Below are 2,204 nucleotides of genomic sequence, written 5' to 3'. Positions count from 1 at the left end.
CTCTAGCATTTTCTGGCTCTCGGGGTTTAGGTCTCTAATCAATCTCATTGTATTTTCCTGCTGCTTCGTTTTTTTATGTATTATACTTCTTAATTTTTTATTTGGGTAATTAATTTTGCATGACTACTTAATTCGGAGATTGGTTGAATGTTTCCTGTCATGGCATCTTGCCAACCTTGACGAAAGCATTCTTTAGCAGGTTTTAATACAATATTTTCGTTAGATAGTTTTGTCTGTCTAATTTGAGCATCGAGAAAGTCACGCAGCAGAATTTGTTCACTCAGATCAAGGGTCGTAATTGCTTCTGTAAGGGATTCAATGGTGATTTGCAGTGTAATTTGTGTCATGAGCAGATTGCCTCTTTATGTTTTAGATAATGGGATTTTAATGAGAGATGTGCGTAAAGAACAGTTTAGAAAGGGGAGTTTTTGTTTTTGAGTTGCATTGTTTACATCCCATAATCCCATCAATCACAGTTAAGACGATGGATATTGCTGTTGTCGCATCATTTGTAAACTTTTCCGAATTTGAACAATAGTAGAGTGATTTTTCCTAATAAGCTAAACGGCGCTTAACCTGCATGATCCAACAGCTATAACCCTTTTGGAGTCTATATCGGTGATCCGAAGTAAAAGCCGTTTAGCTTAGTCGTTGACTCCATTTTATAGTAGTTCTATTTTTTGAAAAAGAATAATAAAACCTTCTTGGGTAAAGTGCTTGTCATGGGTAAGCACTTCAAAAATATCCATTTGTTGCATAATTACCATTGATATGCAGTCTGTAATGCTATAACCTTTGTCTGACCGTTGTTTATATAATTCAAAACCTAATTGACGTAATTCTGGTGTATAGGAAATAACTTTTATTGTTTTTTCCCGTAGCATTTGCGTACACATCAAGAGTGCTTTCTGTCTCATAATAGTTCCTCTAGATGAAGCATAGTTCAGTATCTCATCAATAATGCCATCTGTCGTTATTAGCTGATCATTGATACAATTATGAGCATAATTAAGCGCGATTTGATGCCAGTCATCTTTAGGGTTGAGTAAAGCGATCCAATAAAAGGTGTCGGCAAAAATTTGCTTCATAGTTAATGTTTAGGAGTGCCGTAAATATAATGATCATGTTGTTCTGCACTATCGGTTGGTAAGGTATCTAAAATTTCTTGAGGAATATCAGCAGTGAGTTCTTCTATAAATTGTGCAAAAGGTTTAGATTGTTCTTGCGATCGATTATGTTTGATTTTGGCTAATAATAAAAAGTCAAAAACTTCTTCTATTACCTCATCGGATACTGTTTCAATTTCATGAATTAGTTGTTCTTTGATAGTCATAATTTTACCTTTGTAAGTTCTTCAAATATAGCCTATATCAGTTATCAGTGATTAATTCAATTATAGTCCATCCCATAATCCCATAATAAGTCTAAACTATGATTTGAATGATTGAATGAATACTATGATTGTGTTGTATTCAGCAAGTCTTCATCAATAATCAATCATAGTCCATCCCACACATAAATCACAGTTAAGACGATGGATGTTGCTGTTGTCGCAGCCTTTGTAAATTTTCCCGACTCTTAACAGTATTAGGATGATTCTCCCCTAAAGCTTGCTCGGCAATTGCTAATGCTTGTAAAAAGAGCGGTTCAGCTTCTTCATACCTTCCTTGAGATGAGTATAATTCTGCTAAATTGGTGAGGGAAGTTGCTACATATTACTGTAACATTAGGGTTTTTGAGTTTGCTCACGCCAAAGTACCACTTTTTCATAAAGACTAGCAACAGTTTCATCAGCAAACAGATTATGTTTAATTTCTAGATAGTCAGTTGGTTTCCAAAAGGTATCACTCCTAAAGATGGCAGCTTTGGCGATACCCATTCGTTCGTTTAGAATTTCAATAGCTTCACGATGCAATTCAGTGTTACGAGGTAAACTAGGGAAGTCAATTTTCATGATTTATCTCCTGATTCAGTCATTAGTAAAATAAATTCGACAGGATTACATATACGCATTATACCTTTATAGCGTTTGATGGGGATAATTCTCTCCTAAAACTTTCTCCGGCTCTTCGGGACTTGTTATGGTTCGATAGGGGGGCATAAATCGACTCAATCCTTATCTGGCAAGAGATTTAATTGATTAGTTCGCTCCAGATCGCAAACAATTGACAAAAATTGCGGCAATGTCTGTCTCTATAAAGGTT

Annotated in this window: 4 protein-coding genes and 1 pseudogene; all 5 read right to left on the bottom strand. The window is 35.3% G+C overall.

What is annotated here, in order from left to right:
- Positions 1-89 precede the first annotated feature (89 nt).
- A complete protein-coding gene (locus PX481_RS00725; protein ID WP_288093136.1) occupies positions 90-347 on the bottom strand; it encodes a hypothetical protein in 258 nt (85 codons plus the stop codon).
- A gap of 315 nt (positions 348-662) precedes the next feature.
- Entirely contained in the window at positions 663-1,088 is a 426-nt protein-coding gene (locus PX481_RS00720) for a type II toxin-antitoxin system VapC family toxin (RefSeq protein WP_002760181.1), read from the bottom strand.
- A gap of 2 nt (positions 1,089-1,090) precedes the next feature.
- Positions 1,091-1,333, bottom strand: a complete 243-nt coding sequence (locus tag PX481_RS00715; RefSeq protein ID WP_002760184.1) for a hypothetical protein — start codon at positions 1,331-1,333, stop codon at positions 1,091-1,093.
- Positions 1,334-1,526: 193 nt separating this feature from the next.
- Positions 1,527-1,703, bottom strand: a pseudogene (locus PX481_RS00710) (tetratricopeptide repeat protein); the annotation flags it as partial.
- Positions 1,704-1,726: 23 nt separating this feature from the next.
- Positions 1,727-1,954 carry a hypothetical protein gene (locus tag PX481_RS00705; protein ID WP_002760185.1) on the bottom strand — a complete coding sequence of 76 codons (228 nt, stop codon included), beginning with the start codon at positions 1,952-1,954 and terminating at the stop codon, positions 1,727-1,729.
- Positions 1,955-2,204 lie beyond the last annotated feature (250 nt).

Source organism: Microcystis sp. M53603_WE2, from assembly GCF_030065435.1.
Note: the sequence above shows the minus strand (reverse complement) of the source record. Positions and strands in the feature narration are given on the sequence as shown.